This window comes from Aquitalea pelogenes, assembly GCF_041914625.1.
Lineage (GTDB): Bacteria > Pseudomonadota > Gammaproteobacteria > Burkholderiales > Chromobacteriaceae > Aquitalea > Aquitalea pelogenes.
Genome location: NZ_JAYSDA010000001.1, coordinates 371,517 through 385,148, shown reverse-complemented (window position 1 = coordinate 385,148; position 13,632 = coordinate 371,517). Strand labels below are relative to the sequence as shown.

Annotated in this window: 14 protein-coding genes; 8 read left to right on the top strand and 6 right to left on the bottom strand. The window is 59.2% G+C overall.

Annotated features, from left to right (window positions below; all coding sequences use genetic code 11):
• Positions 1-128 precede the first annotated feature (128 nt).
• Positions 129-974, top strand: coding sequence for a dienelactone hydrolase family protein (locus ACE3SE_RS01945; protein WP_374553588.1), 846 nt, complete (start codon positions 129-131; stop codon positions 972-974).
• 5 nt (positions 975-979) lie between these two features.
• Here the strand turns inward: ACE3SE_RS01945 and ACE3SE_RS01940 are convergent, their stop codons facing one another.
• Complete coding sequence (locus ACE3SE_RS01940) at positions 980-2,080, bottom strand: HD-GYP domain-containing protein (protein WP_374553586.1); 1,101 nt, start codon at positions 2,078-2,080, stop codon at positions 980-982.
• A 137-nt stretch (positions 2,081-2,217) separates the two neighbouring features.
• Between ACE3SE_RS01940 and ACE3SE_RS01935 the strand changes: the two genes are divergently transcribed.
• The 4 genes from ACE3SE_RS01935 to ACE3SE_RS01920 all read left to right on the top strand — a co-directional run bounded on the left by ACE3SE_RS01935 (position 2,218) and on the right by ACE3SE_RS01920 (position 4,756).
• Positions 2,218-2,817 carry an HD domain-containing protein gene (locus ACE3SE_RS01935; RefSeq protein WP_374553584.1) on the top strand — a complete coding sequence of 200 codons (600 nt, stop codon included), beginning with the start codon at positions 2,218-2,220 and terminating at the stop codon, positions 2,815-2,817.
• 245 nt (positions 2,818-3,062) lie between these two features.
• A complete protein-coding gene (locus ACE3SE_RS01930; protein WP_045845074.1) occupies positions 3,063-3,266 on the top strand; it encodes a cold-shock protein in 204 nt (67 codons plus the stop codon).
• 106 nt (positions 3,267-3,372) lie between these two features.
• Positions 3,373-3,927, top strand: coding sequence for a DUF1415 domain-containing protein (locus tag ACE3SE_RS01925; RefSeq protein ID WP_045845075.1), 555 nt, complete (start codon positions 3,373-3,375; stop codon positions 3,925-3,927).
• Positions 3,928-4,006: 79 nt separating this feature from the next.
• Complete coding sequence (locus ACE3SE_RS01920) at positions 4,007-4,756, top strand: hypothetical protein (RefSeq protein ID WP_045845076.1); 750 nt, start codon at positions 4,007-4,009, stop codon at positions 4,754-4,756.
• Between the two features lie 137 nt (positions 4,757-4,893).
• Here ACE3SE_RS01920 and ACE3SE_RS01915 read toward each other — a convergent pair whose 3' ends face one another.
• The 4 genes from ACE3SE_RS01915 to pflB all read right to left on the bottom strand — a co-directional run bounded on the left by ACE3SE_RS01915 (position 4,894) and on the right by pflB (position 9,151).
• Entirely contained in the window at positions 4,894-5,469 is a 576-nt protein-coding gene (locus ACE3SE_RS01915) for a lysophospholipid acyltransferase family protein (RefSeq protein WP_131359459.1), read from the bottom strand.
• A 172-nt stretch (positions 5,470-5,641) separates the two neighbouring features.
• Positions 5,642-5,911, bottom strand: a complete 270-nt coding sequence (locus tag ACE3SE_RS01910) for a hypothetical protein (protein ID WP_045845077.1) — start codon at positions 5,909-5,911, stop codon at positions 5,642-5,644.
• A gap of 135 nt (positions 5,912-6,046) precedes the next feature.
• Positions 6,047-6,820 carry a pyruvate formate-lyase-activating protein gene (gene pflA / locus ACE3SE_RS01905; RefSeq protein ID WP_374553581.1) on the bottom strand — a complete coding sequence of 258 codons (774 nt, stop codon included), beginning with the start codon at positions 6,818-6,820 and terminating at the stop codon, positions 6,047-6,049.
• Positions 6,821-6,892: 72 nt separating this feature from the next.
• Complete coding sequence (gene pflB, locus ACE3SE_RS01900; RefSeq protein WP_374553579.1) at positions 6,893-9,151, bottom strand: formate C-acetyltransferase; 2,259 nt, start codon at positions 9,149-9,151, stop codon at positions 6,893-6,895.
• A gap of 475 nt (positions 9,152-9,626) precedes the next feature.
• Here pflB and ACE3SE_RS01895 point away from each other — a divergent pair, with 475 nt between their 5' ends.
• Positions 9,627-10,265, top strand: a complete 639-nt coding sequence (locus ACE3SE_RS01895) for a hypothetical protein (RefSeq protein WP_156156874.1) — start codon at positions 9,627-9,629, stop codon at positions 10,263-10,265.
• Positions 10,266-10,280: 15 nt separating this feature from the next.
• Here ACE3SE_RS01895 and ACE3SE_RS01890 read toward each other — a convergent pair whose 3' ends face one another.
• Positions 10,281-10,829 (bottom strand): hypothetical protein, encoded by a 549-nt coding sequence (locus tag ACE3SE_RS01890; RefSeq protein WP_131359451.1) that lies wholly within the window; start codon positions 10,827-10,829, stop codon positions 10,281-10,283.
• A 185-nt stretch (positions 10,830-11,014) separates the two neighbouring features.
• On the opposite strand from ACE3SE_RS01890, the gene ACE3SE_RS01885 reads away from it, so the two are divergent.
• Positions 11,015-12,181, top strand: coding sequence for a PQQ-dependent sugar dehydrogenase (locus tag ACE3SE_RS01885; RefSeq protein WP_374553577.1), 1,167 nt, complete (start codon positions 11,015-11,017; stop codon positions 12,179-12,181).
• 69 nt (positions 12,182-12,250) lie between these two features.
• A complete protein-coding gene (locus tag ACE3SE_RS01880; protein WP_045845080.1) occupies positions 12,251-13,618 on the top strand; it encodes a deoxyguanosinetriphosphate triphosphohydrolase in 1,368 nt (455 codons plus the stop codon).
• Positions 13,619-13,632: the final 14 nt, after the last annotated feature.

Genomic DNA, 13,632 nt, shown 5'->3' with positions numbered 1-13,632 from the left:
TCAAATAGCCGCCGACACGCCGACAATACGCACGCCAAAGCAACTGGAGAGCGGCATTGTCGCCAAGCCCGTCACAAACCTCAAGCCCTGGGTGCCACCTCGGCACCCCACTCCGGAGGCAGCATTCCATGCATCGCTTTGACCCACCGCGTCGCAACTTTCTCAAAGAGGCACTGGCAACCGGCTTTGCCCTGGCCGTACAGCCGATATCCGCCGCCAGCATCATCACGGACAGCCACGATCTGGATACCGGGCTGGCCGGCATTGCACTGGATGACGGCATATTGCCGGCCTATTTTGCCAAGCCACGTGTACAGTCAGGCAAGCTGCCGGTGATGCTGGTGGTTCAGGAAATTTTTGGCGTGCACGAGCATATTCGCGATATCTGCCGCCGCCTGGCCAAACTGGGTTATCTCGCCATTGCGCCGGAGCTTTACTTCCGCCAGGGCAATCCGGCCGAAGCCAGCGACATCCCCACCATCATCAATACCATTGTCAGCAAGGTAGCTGATGCGCAGGTGCTGCAGGATCTGGACGCCACGCTCGCCTGGGCAAACCTGCATGGGGGCGATGCCAAACATGCAGCCATCACCGGTTTTTGCTGGGGCGGACGCATTACCTGGCTGTACGCCAGCCATAACCCGGATCTGAAAGCCGGGATTGCCTGGTATGGCAAGCTGACAGGCGAGCACGGCCCGCTGACGCCCAGTCAGCCGGTGGATATCGCCGCGAGCTTGAAAGTACCGGTGCTTGGACTGTACGGCGGCAAGGATGGCAGCATTCCGCAGGACAGCGTCAACAGCATGCGCCAGGCACTAGGCCAGGGGCACAGCCATTCGGAAATCGTGGTGTACCCCGATGCCGGACATGCCTTCAATGCCGATTACCGACCGTCCTACAATGCCGCCGCTGCGCAGGACGGCTGGAAGCGCATGCTGGACTGGCTGGCCAGTCATGACATGAAGACGCATTGAACCGCTTATTGCGCAGCCTGCTCCAGCATGCGGCGCACTACTTGATTGAAAGGATCAAGCCAGGCCCGCTCGAACTGATCGTCCGCCGCGTTCAGTTCGGCGGCAGCACGCAGCATGGAACGGCGCTGACCGCGGTGGGCGTGCTTGAGCATCACCGCTTCGAATGCATCCACCAAGGCCAGAATGCGTGCCCCCTGGCAGATTTCCCCCGCGACAAGACCATAAGGGTAGCCTTCGCCATCCGGCGTTTCATGGTGCTGCATCACCATCAGTGCGGCCTCCTCCCAGCCTGGCATGCGGCCCAACAGGCCAGCCACCCAGGCCGGGTGCAACACCATCAGCCGCCGCTCGTTGTCGCTGATGCTGCCGGTTTTCAGCCATAGTGCTTCTGGCAGGAACATCATGCCTACATCGTGCATGTAGATGGCCGCCTCCAGCTGCTCGGCATCCACCCAGTTGCCCGCCTGTCGATTCACCTCCAGCGCCAGCCTGAGATTGCGTTCGGTCCGGCCGACGAATTCCGGCATGCGCTGCTCCAGCTGCAAGGCCAGGGTACGAAACAGCAGCATGTCCTGCTGCCGCGTCAATACCTTGCTGGCACCGGATGTACTAGCCGCAGGGGCCTCGCTTTTGCCCTGTGCGCCTACCATCGCCGCCACTAGGCGCGCACAGCTGGCCGTGACAGAAGGCGCCGGCAGGGTTTCCAGCGAACGCAAGGCTTCCAGCAGGGTTTGCATCTGCACCCGGTCCACCTGTCGCGCACTGGCGATCTGCCCCATCACCAGTTCCAGCCGGTCCAGCACCAGCAATAACACATCGCCCATCACTTCCTGATACACCAGCTCGCCGCTGCGCAAACGCGCCAGCAGCCCCTCCAGCGCGTGAGCATAGGGCACGACAAACATCACCCGGCACAAACCGGCATCCCCCTTGATGGTGTGCATCAGGCGGAACAAATCGCCAATCAGCGTGGCAGACTGCGGATTCTGCCCCAACTGGGTGGCCAGGCTTTCAATCTGGGGGGCATAGTCGGACAACACATCGCGGAAATCCTGAAAGCCTTCCGGGTCCTCCCGCACAAATTCCAATTGCGCTTCATCACTCATGACGTGCTCGCTGTATGGCCTGATGTCATTGCACTATAAATCATTCATTTGCAGGAAGTACCTGCAAATCCTTGCCCCCGGACAAACGTGGCGGCGTATCATGAGCGCTTTCCCAAACCAACACGAAACCCCTTGCCGTGACTACCCCGTTCAGCATCTTGCAAAAACAGATCGACTTCATTCTGGAAATCGACAAGCTCAAATCGGTCTTGCGCAAGACCAAGCCGGTGGGGCTTGATCGCTATGAAAACTCTGCCGAACACAGCTGGCAGGTTGCCTTGCTCGCGCTCACCATGGCGGAACATGCACCGGTGAAGCTGGACCTGGACAAGGTCATCCGCATGTTGCTGATCCACGACCTGGGCGAAATCGATACCGGTGATGTGATTGTCTACGCCGCCACCGACAATGCCGAGCGCGAAGCCGAAGAACTGGCAGCCATGCGCCGTATCTGCGGCTTGCTGCCAGAACCGCAGGCTGCCGGGCTGGTGGAGCTGTGGCAGGAGTTCGAAGCGCGCCAGAGCGCCGAAGCCTGCTTTGCTCGGGCAATGGACCGGCTGATGCCCATCCTGCTCAACCTGAACCGTCAAGGCCAGAGCTGGCGTGAAAACGGGGTCAGCAAGCAACAAGTGGTGTCCATGGCAGCCAGCAAGGTCAGCGATGGCTGCCCGCTGGCCGGCGAATGGCTGCTGCAGGCACTGGACCGGGCAGAAGCGCAAGGGTTTTTCGGCGCCTGAGACAGTATCATGCCGACGAAAACCATTTCCAAAACAATGTCTTTGGCATGACCGGCTTGGTGGACAGGGTCAGGATGTGCAGAAAATGCTTGCCAACCCGCACAACAATGGGCAGTATGCCTGCCTGCAGGATGCTCAAGTTGTGGATGTGTAGTTGTCGTAGTGGCATTTAGTCCGTACCTCAGTCGCCATTTCCCTTGAACTTCATGCGTTTTATCAACTTGCTCGTTTTGAGGATAAACAAAATGGCAACCGGTACCGTTAAGTGGTTCAACGACTCCAAAGGTTTTGGCTTCATCACTCCGGATGAAGGTGGCGATGACGTATTCGCTCACTTCTCCCAGATCAATGCCAAAGGCTTCCGCACCCTGGCCGAAAACCAGCGCGTAAGCTTCGACATCGTCGATGGCCCGAAAGGCAAACAAGCCTCCAACATCCAGCCGCTGTAATCTTTTTTAAAGATTACCCGCTGATAAAAACCCGGACTCGTCCGGGTTTTTTTGCTTTTGCGGCAGCCTGCCGCCCCCATACCCTTTGCCCTGCGGAATCAGCACCATGCAAACGCCAAGCCACGAAGAAGCCATTGCCAGCACCCGCCTATGGCTGGAAAAAGCCGTCATCGGCCTGAATCTCTGTCCTTTTGCCAAGTCGGTTTACGTCAAGAACCAGGTTCGTATCGTTGTCAGCGATGCCACCGAACCGGCTCAACTGGCAGAAGAGCTGGCGCGCGAACTGCAGTTGCTGGCCGAAACCAGCCCCGAAGAAACCGACACAACCCTGCTGATTCATCCTTATGTGCTGCAGCGCTTTCTGGATTTCAACGAGTTTCAGGACATCGCCGACGCCATTGTGGCCGAGCTTGATCTGGACGGCGTCTTGCAGGTAGCCAGCTTCCATCCCAAGTTCCAGTTTGAAGGCACCGGCATCAACGACATCAGCAACTATACCAACCGCTCGCCCTGGCCTACCCTGCACCTGATTCGCGAAGCCAGTATCGATCGTGCAGTGGAAGCCTTCCCGGAAGCGGAAGCCATCTTCGAGAAGAACATCGACACCGTCACCCAACTGGGTGTGGATGGCTGGCAGGCACTGTTTGCCACCAAATCCTGAAGCCGACAATTCTTGCCTGACATCAGGCAACAGGGTAAAACAAGGCCTCATCCCCGCTTAATGCAAGGCATGCCCCACCATGCAGATGCTGCGTTTTACCCTGCCCTTGCTGGCCGGCTTGCTACTGACCGCATGCAGTAGCGAGCCAATCAAAAAGCCGGTAAAGGGTGAAGATTTCAACTCGGCAGAACTGGGCCAGACAGCCAGCAACCGCATGGCCAACCTGGCCATGCGCGACAATCTGGCCAGCCTGCAAACCTTGCTGGACAAACTCTACCGGCGCAACCCCGCCCAGTGGCGCAAAGGCGGCCATGACAGCCGCGAGACGGCCGTGCGCCAGATCATGCAGGCTATCCGGCTGAATCAGCCTCTGCCGCAACTGGGCAAAGTACGTTCCACTGCCGCACTCACCACCGCATTTGACCCGCAATTCGCTGGCGACCGCGCCGGCACCCTGGTGTTTGGTCTGGGCAGCATGCTGGTGGATGTCTACGGTGGCCGCACCGAGCTGTACCTGGTCCATGGCCTGAATGCCCAGCAACTGGAGAACGCTGCCTACAACGTGGAGGTGGCAGCCTGGCTGCTTGGACACCGTCAAAATGCCGATGGCAGCCCGATGTTGCTGGCCAATGAAATCAACCCGCAACAGCGCAATCTGTCATTCGAACGGGAAATGTCCAAGATCATGGCCAGACTGGAACTGCTTGCCGAAGTGTCCGATGAGAAGGTCCGTCGCAGCGCCATCGATTTTGGCCAATCCCTGCTGGCCGCACCGCTGCTGCAATTCATCCCGGTACAGGCCGCCACATCGGCAGTCCCCGCCCCCTGAATACCCGAGATGCAAAAAGCCCGCGGCAATCTGCCAGCGGGCTCTTTTTTGTATGTCGCGGTACTTGGCGCGACTAAGCACAGCGCAATATCCCTGGGGCAAGGCGCAACGCCGCAACAGGATTTTTTGCGCGGCGCTTATTGCTGATCCGGATACTTGCCGGTCTTGTCCTGGTAAAACGCGCGTATCCTGGGCATGTCCGCCTCGATATCACCGCAGGGATAAAACACCGGACCAAAACCGCACTCCTTGCGGGCATAGTCCATATAGGCCAGTACCACCGGCACCTGTGCGCCACAGGCAATGTGATAAAAGCCGGTTTTCCATTCTTTTACCCGCTGGCGGGTTCCTTCCGGCGGAATGGCCACTACCAGCTTGTCGGAGCGCTGGTAAACCTCCACCATCTGCTGCACCAGCGAGTTGCTGCGACTGCGCCGCACCGGAATGCCACCCAACCAGCGCATGATCGGCCCCATCGGCCCCCAGAACAGCGTGTGCTTGCCCATCCAGTACAGCTTGGCGCGCAAGGCAAAGCAAACGCCCAGCGTCAGCGGGAAATCCCAGTTGCTGGTATGCGGTGCGGCAATCAGTACATATTTGGGCAGATCGGGAAATTGTCCTGCAATGCGCCAGCCGCGCAGACGCAACAGAAAAATGGACAAGGCGCGCATCAGGTCGCGCAGGATTGGCGTGTCGAAAATGGTGTAGTGCATGAATCCGGCAAGCGGCAGCACCAGTGCAGGACGGCCGGCAGGCCTCCTGTCAGAGGCCTGCCTTGACGTTGGAAAAAACGGACTGTACCGGATATGGCCAAACGGGTAAATCACAATCACGCAAGCATTTACCCGACAGGCCAATGACTTGGCTGGCTGCCCTCTGCAGGCATCAACCGCGCTGGAGGATTTCCTTCAGGTCTTTTTGCACATCCCAGTAAGTGACATCTGCATCGTAAACCCCCAGGCAAGTGGGTTTGGCGAGATATCGCTGGGCGTTGCGGCTATCCATGGAGCAGAACAACAAGCGTTCTTTCTCCCAGATCACGATGCACTGGCCTTTTTTGGAAAGGCGGTCAATCAGGGTGCTGATCTGCTCGCTGATCACCCGTGCCGATAGATTGCTGGCTGGCTTGCCAGGTTTGGACAGTTCTGTTTTCATCTCTTCGGACAATCTTTTCAGGGTTGTTCAATGACGACTCACCCGACGTATTATCCTCAGCGCCAAAACAATACCTATCAGAAGTTTCGGAAAGATAGCCAGAACCTTTAACCGAAACACTGCCCTACCCCGTATTCAACAAACCGTCAGCCCACGTGCCGCAAAAACCGTTCGCGCTGCGTCCACTGCCGCAGCCGTAGGTGTTGGCGTCGCCGCCAGCGGATAGTGCAGCCCGAGCTGCGCCCACTTGTCAGCCCCCATCTGATGAAAGGGCAGCACTTCCACACGTTGCACGATGCTGCCAAGACTGGCTGCGTAATCTGCCAGGCGGGCGATATCATCGGCACCATCTGTCAGTCCCGGCACCAGTACATATCGCAGCCATATCGGCTTGCCCAGCCGTTTCAGCCGCTGGGCAAAATCCAGCGTCGGCTGCAAGGCCTGGCCGGTAATTTCCAGATAGCGCTGCGGGTCGCTGTGCTTGATGTCCAGCAACACCAGATCGACCTGGTCAAACCAGGCATCATCCACATTGGCATGCAGAAAGCCCTGGGTATCCAGCGCGGTGTGCAGGCCGTAGCGCTGCTTGATGGCGGTGAATAGCGCACCGACGAATTCCGCCTGCATCAGCGGCTCGCCACCGGATACAGTCACGCCTCCGGCAAATTTGAGAAAGCCGGCATAAGGGGCGATTTCCGCCACTGCCTGCTCCATCGTCAGCTGGCGACCGGCATGCAGCTTCCAGGTATCCGGGTTGTGGCAGTACTGGCAGCGAAACTGGCAGCCGGACATGAAATAGACAAAGCGCATGCCCGGCCCATCCACTCCGGCACCGCTTTCGGTGGAGTGGACATAGCCGGTCAACTCACCCTGACTGAGCGGGGCATGCACCACATGCTGCTGGGTCATGAATACTCCTGATGAAAAAACCGCCCGTCAGCATCTGCCGGCGGGCGGGTGGATGGACAAACCGCGACGGGCTTACAGGCTGCCGTGGAAGGTACGGTTGATCACATCCAGTTGCTGTTCACGCGTCAGTTTGACGAAGTTCACCGCATAGCCGGACACGCGGATGGTGAGCTGCGGGTACAGCTCCGGGTGCTCCATCGCGTCCAGCAGGGTTTCACGGCGGAACACGTTCACATTCACATGGAAACCGCCGGCTGCGGCAAAGCCGTCCAGACAATGCGACAGATTGGCAACGCGATCCTGTGCGGTATGGCCCAGCGCATCCGGCGTGGCCGATGCGGTCCAGCTGATGCCATCCAGCGCCGCGGCATACGGCAGCTTGGCCACCGAGGCTCCGGCCGCAACAAAGCCATGCACGTCCCGACCGTTCATCGGATTGGCACCCGGCGCAAACGGCTCGCCAGCACGACGCCCGCACGGCGTGTTACCGGTTTTCTTGCCATACACCACATTGGAGGTGATGGTGAGTACCGACTGGGTGGGCGTGGCATTACGGTAGAAATGCGGCTGGGCCTTGATCTTGTTCATGAAGGTTTCAGTCAGCCACACCGCCATGCTGTCCACCCGGTCGTCGTTATTGCCATAGGCCGGGTAGTCGCCCTCAATGCGGTAGTCCACCGCCAGACCGTCTTCATTGCGGATGACATGTACGCGCGCATGCTTGATGGCCGACAGCGAATCCGCTGCCACCGACAGCCCGGCAATGCCGCAGGCCATGGTGCGCAGGATGTCACGGTCGTGCAGCGCCATTTCGATGCGCTCGTATGCGTATTTGTCGTGCATGTAATGGATGCAGTTGAGCGCCTTCACGTAAGTGGCAGCCAGCCAGTCCATCATCTTGTCGAACCTGGCCATCACCGTGTCAAAGTCCAGCACATCATCGGTAATCGGCTCGAAACCATGCGCTACCACGGCACCGCTCTTTTCATCGCGACCACCGTTGATGGCATACAGCATGGCCTTGGCCAGGTTGGCGCGGGCACCAAAGAACTGCATCTGCTTGCCGATACGCATGGCCGACACGCAGCAGGCAATGCCGTAATCGTCGCCCCAGTAAGGCCGCATCAGGTCGTCGTTTTCGTACTGGATGGAGCTGGTGTCGATGGACACCTTGGCGCAGAAGTCCTTGAAACCCTGCGGCAATGCGGTAGACCACAATACGGTAAGGTTGGGCTCTGGCGCCGGGCCCAGGTTGTACAGGGTATTGAGGAAGCGGAAGCTGTTCTTGCTGACCAGCGTGCGGCCATCCTCGCCCATGCCGCCAATGGATTCGGTCACCCAGGTAGGGTCGCCGGAGAACAGCTGGTCGTATTCCGGGGTGCGCAGGAAGCGCACGATGCGCAGCTTGATCACCAGATCATCAATCAGCTCCTGCGCCTGTGCCTCGGTCAGTACACCGGCGGCCAGATCACGCTCGATATAGATGTCGAGGAAGGTGGCAATGCGGCCCAGCGACATGGCAGCACCGTTCTGCTCCTTCACCGCAGCCAGATAGGCAAAGTAGGTCCATTGCACGGCTTCGCGCGCATTCACCGCCGGACGGCTGATGTCATAACCGTACTTGGCCGCCATTTCGCGCAGCTCGTCCAGCGCGCGGAATTGTTCGGACAGTTCTTCACGCTGACGCAGCACGTCTTCGGTGAACACCGCGTCGTCCAGTTCGTGGAAGGCTTGCTGGCGTTCCTTGCGCAGGAAATCGGTCCCGTAGAGGGCGACACGGCGATAGTCGCCGATGATGCGGCCACGGCCATAGGCATCCGGCAGACCGGTGATGATGCCGGATTTACGCGCGGCCAGAATTTCCGGGGTATAGGTATCGAACACACCCTGGTTATGGCTCTTGCGGTATTTGCTCCAGACTTCCTTGATCACCGGGTCCAGGGTAAAGCCATAGGCAGCCAGCCCGGCTTCCACCATGCGCAAACCACCGTTTGGCATGATGGCGCGCTTGAGCGGGGCATCGGTTTGCAGGCCGACAATCAGTTCCAGCTTGGGATCGATATAACCCGCATCGTGAGCAGTAATGGAAGTGCCACGGTCAGCCGACACATCCAGCACGCCCTTTTCCCGCTCCTGTTTCAGCAATTCGCCCAGCGCAGCCCACAAGGCCTGGGTACGCTCGGTAGCGCCAGCCAGGAACGTGGCATCGCCAGCATACGGTTGGTAATTGAGCTGGATGAAGTTGCGTACATCGACGCGGTTTTGCCAGTCACCGGCGGCAAAACTCCGCCAAGGGTCTGCCTGTACGGCTTGTTGAGCAATCGATTCCATGACTATCTCCTGAGTTGAAGCCCGAAATGTTCTCTATGGAAACAATACTACATTCGATATCGAAAATAAGAGCTTGATGCAGATCAAACTAGGACCGCACAAAGCACTCTGACAGGCTAATAGGGAAAATCCAGCCCCCGCCAGAGCGGCAAGACATCAGTCAACACACAGACAGACCTGTTGATAATCAACACCATAGCAGCAAAACAGGCAAAGTGCCTGCCTTGCCGCCGCCCCTGCCGTCTTTTGCCACCAAAGCCACAAGCACCGGCAGCAACCGCAAAGCGTCCCCGCGCACAGAATAAGGTCACTGCACAATGAACAGGCCAGAATGTTCGATTTCAAACATTCATGTTTTTCATAGTGAATGTTACTTACAGGTGATGCGCAACAATAAATGTAGTATTACTACAGTCAAAAAGGAACTCTTGCCGCCCCAGACACTCTGCCATCGTTCACAGAACCAGGAGCCATCATGATCCCGCACAGAAAAGTCATGGCCATGACAGGACTTTGTCTGCTGACTGCCTGTAGCCAGCAACAAAGCGAACAGGCACAGCAAGCGGCCTCAGCCGCCATCGGCGTAGCCCACAATAGCCTGCAAGCCAGCAGCGCACCCCTTGCAGCACTGCGCCAGCAGGCAAGCAATGTGACGGCAGAAGCCAAGCAGCACGCTGCAACACTGCTCACGGAGAACCCGGCACTGGGCAATGCCGTGGCCATCCTGAAACAGGCGTCAGACAAGGTGGATGCCAAGCAGCAATGGCAGGCGCTGGAAAACAAGACAGGAAAGTACCCGGCCGACATCGGTCTGTACCAGACCGGCGTGGTGGCGGAGGCGTTGCGGCAACTGCTGGGCAGCAAATTTGCCGTGTTCCAGCAGAATATGCAGGTCAGCGGCCCGCTAAGCCGGGACCAGCTGCTCTATGTCAGTGGCAACAAGCCGCACGAAGGCGGCAGCGAGATGGCCTACCTGCTGCTGGACCCAGCCAGCAGGCAGCTGGAAGTCGGCCTCATCGAACAAGGAAAACTGACGGTGTATCGAAGCGGCCCGGCCCTGTATCGCCCGGCGGAAATCACCACCATGCTGAGCAATATCGATGGTCAGCCCTGACAACGACTGGCAGTGCTAGCGTGCCAGCCCGCGGGGCCACAGTCGGCCGGTGTCCTGCATATACTGGCGATAGGCATCACCCAGCCACTGTAGCAACAGGCCCTCCTCCCGCCTTACACTGCGCCCATAGCTGAACAGCAGAGCAAGCACACCGCCGCTGCCCGCCAAGCCATCCTGCACCAGCAGGAACTGGGCCAGCGCCGCCAGCCACAAGGCCGCATACAGTGGATGGCGAATACGCTGATAAACCCCGCCCGGCCATGGCTTGCGCTGTGCATTACCCGACAGCACATCAAGCTGACTACGCCAGAACAGCCAGCATGCATACGCCAGCATCAGGCAGCCCACCGGTCCGGCCAGTGGTGACAGTGCCAGCGAAAACCGGTGCGGCCAGCCCGGGAGCGAGGCCAGCAAGGGCAGGATCACCATGCCAAGCAGCACAGGCCAGCGCAGGATGCACTGCCCCACCAGCAGGTGACTGCTACGCCGCAGCAATGGCCGGTATGCAAACCGCGTCAGCACCATTACCCCCACTCCGCATAGCTGAACGATTGCCCACGACATGACATCACCTCGCTCATTTGTTAATGACAATCATTATCATTAACATGCACAATCATCGCAAGCAGATTTTATGGGATCAAATCCCCCCTCTGGGCTGATCGCACGGCAAGGGCGACTTTGCGACAGGCTCTTGCTATTGTTGCTGGCAGCATCCGGCTTGTGCCGTTGCGTCCCGGAGAAAACCCATGCATGTCCGTCACCTGCTTATCCTTGCCTGCCTGATGCTGCCCCTGTCGGCGCAAGCTGCTGAACGCTGCCCTCAGGCTGCCCCACCCGGCATGCACGTCCTGCCCGGCCTGTGCGCCGAAATCATTGCCAGCGGCCTGAAAATGCCGCGTGGACTTGCCATTCTTTCGGATGGCAAGCTGCTGCTGACCGAAATGACACGCTGGGATGCCCCGCAAGGTCGGCTGCTGCAACTGGAAGCCAGGAACGGCAGCTGGCAGCAGACTGTGCTGCTAAAAGGCCTGGACCGTCCGCACGGCGTGGTGCAAGGACCGGATGGCAAGATTTACGTGGGTGAAGTGGGGCGCATCATCCGCTTTGACCTGGCAACGCCACAACAACGCGAAACCGTCATCAGCCTGCCACTACGCCAGCGTCACCCGCTCACTACCTTTGCCCTGGCCGGCAACGGCGATCTCTACGTCAATATCGGCAGCTCATCCGACAATTGCGAAACCGCATCGCCAGCCGAACAGGCAAGCGGACGCTGCCCCGAAAGTGAGCAGGACCGGGCCGGCGTGGTGTGGCGCTATCACATCGATAACAATGGCAAGGTCAGCGATCTGGGCGTATTCGCCCGTGGCCTGCGCAACAGCATGGCACTGGGCGTGCATCCGCGCAGTGGCATCCTGCTGCAGGCAGAAAACAGCCGCGACGCCATCCAGCTGAAACTGCAGTTGCCCAACGACAATGAACTGCCACACGACGAGCTGAATCTGCTGCAAGCCGGCAAGCACTATGGCTGGCCCTTTTGCTACGACAAACAGGTAGCGGCACCGGAGTTTCCCGCCTACGACTGCAGTCAAACCACTCCCCCCTACCGCCTGTTACCTGCACATGCCGCCCCATTGGGACTGACCTGGTGGCTGGGGCCCAAGGCCGCGCCACGCTTTGCCGGCTGGCTGATTGTCGGATTTCATGGCTATCGCCAGCATGGCCACCGCCTGATGGCCTACCCGACCGACCGCCAGGGCCTGCCCACCGGCCAGGGTCTGGAACTGATCGGCAACTGGAAAGACAACAAAGGCCCCGGCGGCCCGGTTGAAATCCGCGCCGGTGCCGACGGCGCACTCTACATGACCGAAGACCGCCACGGCCAGTTGATCCGCCTGTATGCAAGGCCCTGAGCGGCAAGCTGCTTTTCCCCGGGCGGCAAAGCCCATATCATCGCTACATCCAACCTGCCACGGCCTGCCATGACCCAGCACCAGCAACAACAATGGACTGCCCTGCTCTCCACCCAGCGCTTCAAGGTGGTGCAAGGGGAAATCAAACCCACCCGTACCCCGGCTACCGATGAAGGCAGCGCAGGCTTGCGCAGCGACTTTCATATCGACCACGACCGGGTGGTGTTTTCCAGCGCCTTCCGCCGTCTGGGCCGCAAGACCCAGGTGCACCCGCTGGCCCAGAACGACCACACCCACAACCGGCTGACGCACAGCGTGGAAGTGGCCAGCGTGGGCCGCAGTCTGGGTAACCGGGTGGGGGTGATGATGCAGCACGCCGGGGTCATGCCGCCCGGTTACAGCCCCTTCGATATTGGCGCGGTGGTTCAGGTGGCCTGCCTGGCGCACGACATCGGCAACCCGCCGTTTGGCCATACCGGCGAAGATGCGCTGCGCGACTGGTTCCGCGATGCGCGCAATGCGCATTTCCTCACCACACTGGATGCCGCCCAGCTGCGCGACGTGCAAACCTACGAAGGCAATGCTCACGGCCTGCGCATGCTGGCCACACTGGAAATGTACAGCCACGAAGGCGGCATGCGCCTGACTGCCGCGGCACTGGGTGCGCTGATCAAGTATCCGTGGACATCAGATGCACCCAAGGCGCTTGCGCGCGACAAGTTCAACATCTATCGCACCGAACTGCCCTACTTCGAGCGCATTGCCACCGAGCTGCAATTACCGCGCAAGGGAGAACTGGAGTGGAGCCGCCATCCGCTGTCTTACCTGATGGAAGCGGCCGATGACATTTGCTATGCCATTCTTGACTTGGAAGATGCAGTCGAAATCGGCATTCTGGATGTACGGGAATTCGAAGGCCTGTTCGCCCGCTTTACCGAATACGAAAAGGTGTGGAATCTGCACGACGTGAAGCAGAAATGCGCCACCTTGCGCGGCATTGCCATTGGCCGCTGCGTGGCCGAAGTGGCGCAAAAATTCATGCTGCACCACAACGCATTGCTGGCCGGGGAATTCCCGGCCAAGGACCTGATCAACCTGACGGATGCCGAGGTGCAGGAAGCGCTGATTCAGGCCAAGGAGCTGGCCAGTAACAAGGTGTACCGCCATCGCACCAAGCTGGTGACCGAACTGGCCTCCTATCCCTGCGTCGCCACCATTCTGGATGTGCTGGTGCCAGCGGTACATGCCTATATCACCCGTGGTGCAGAACAGCTGACGCCGCGCCAGCATCTGGCCATGGGGCTGCTGGAACAACACATCAAGCCAGAGGACAGCCTGTATCAGGCCTATATGAAAGTACTGGATTTTGTTGGCGGCATGACCGACAACTACGCCGCCAACCTGGCACGCGAAATCTCCGGTGTCGGCATTCTGTAATTTCCACCCCCGCT

Coding starts and splice junctions, on each gene's coding strand:
- pflB (WP_374553579.1), bottom strand. CDS start 9,151: ATGGAATCGATTGCTCAACAAGCCGTACAGGCAGACCCTTGGCGGAGT.
- ACE3SE_RS01910 (WP_045845077.1), bottom strand. CDS start 5,911: ATGAAAACAGAACTGTCCAAACCTGGCAAGCCAGCCAGCAATCTATCG.
- ACE3SE_RS01925 (WP_045845075.1), top strand. CDS start 3,373: ATGCAAACGCCAAGCCACGAAGAAGCCATTGCCAGCACCCGCCTATGG.
- ACE3SE_RS01915 (WP_131359459.1), bottom strand. CDS start 5,469: ATGCACTACACCATTTTCGACACGCCAATCCTGCGCGACCTGATGCGC.
- ACE3SE_RS01885 (WP_374553577.1), top strand. CDS start 11,015: ATGCATGTCCGTCACCTGCTTATCCTTGCCTGCCTGATGCTGCCCCTG.
- ACE3SE_RS01920 (WP_045845076.1), top strand. CDS start 4,007: ATGCAGATGCTGCGTTTTACCCTGCCCTTGCTGGCCGGCTTGCTACTG.
- ACE3SE_RS01890 (WP_131359451.1), bottom strand. CDS start 10,829: ATGTCGTGGGCAATCGTTCAGCTATGCGGAGTGGGGGTAATGGTGCTG.
- ACE3SE_RS01940 (WP_374553586.1), bottom strand. CDS start 2,080: ATGAGTGATGAAGCGCAATTGGAATTTGTGCGGGAGGACCCGGAAGGC.
- ACE3SE_RS01895 (WP_156156874.1), top strand. CDS start 9,627: ATGATCCCGCACAGAAAAGTCATGGCCATGACAGGACTTTGTCTGCTG.
- ACE3SE_RS01880 (WP_045845080.1), top strand. CDS start 12,251: ATGACCCAGCACCAGCAACAACAATGGACTGCCCTGCTCTCCACCCAG.
- pflA (WP_374553581.1), bottom strand. CDS start 6,820: ATGACCCAGCAGCATGTGGTGCATGCCCCGCTCAGTCAGGGTGAGTTG.
- ACE3SE_RS01930 (WP_045845074.1), top strand. CDS start 3,063: ATGGCAACCGGTACCGTTAAGTGGTTCAACGACTCCAAAGGTTTTGGC.
- ACE3SE_RS01945 (WP_374553588.1), top strand. CDS start 129: ATGCATCGCTTTGACCCACCGCGTCGCAACTTTCTCAAAGAGGCACTG.